Annotated in this window: 1 pseudogene; it reads left to right on the top strand. The window is 70.3% G+C overall.

What is annotated here, in order from left to right:
• Window positions 1-438: pseudogene (locus tag D7Y04_RS44800) on the top strand (serine/threonine protein kinase); the annotation flags it as partial.

The following is a 438-nucleotide window of genomic DNA, read 5'->3' as shown; positions in this document are numbered from 1 at the left end:
TCGCGAGCCATCGAGCTCGAACCCCGGGAGGTCCTGGCGTACGACACGCTGGGCTTCAGTCTCTTCCTGCGGGGGCTTCAAGTCGCGCGCGAGGGCGGAGACCCCGGGGCGTCGTGGGACGAGTCCATGGCCCAGCTCACCCGGGCACTGGAGCTGGAGCCGGCCTACCCCTGGGGACACAATGACCTGGCGCTCGTGCACCGGTGGAAGGGCAATCATCAGCGCGAGCACGGTCTGGACCCGCGTCCCGAGTACGAGGCCTCGGGGAAGCACCTGCGGCTCGCGCTGCGCACGGACCCCCGGTACCTCTTCGCGCACTCGAATCTGGCGGAGCTGCACAACTCGCTGGGGACGTACGCGCTGTCGCGAGGCGAGGACCCGAGCCCGGACGTGGAACGCGCATTGGAGGCGGGACGGGGCGCGCTCGCGTTGGATGGT

The sequence above is a fragment of the Corallococcus sp. AB038B genome, assembly GCF_003668955.1.
GTDB lineage: Bacteria > Myxococcota > Myxococcia > Myxococcales > Myxococcaceae > Corallococcus > Corallococcus exiguus.
The sequence above is the reverse complement of the archived record's forward strand: the minus strand, read 5'-3'. Positions and strand labels throughout refer to the sequence as shown.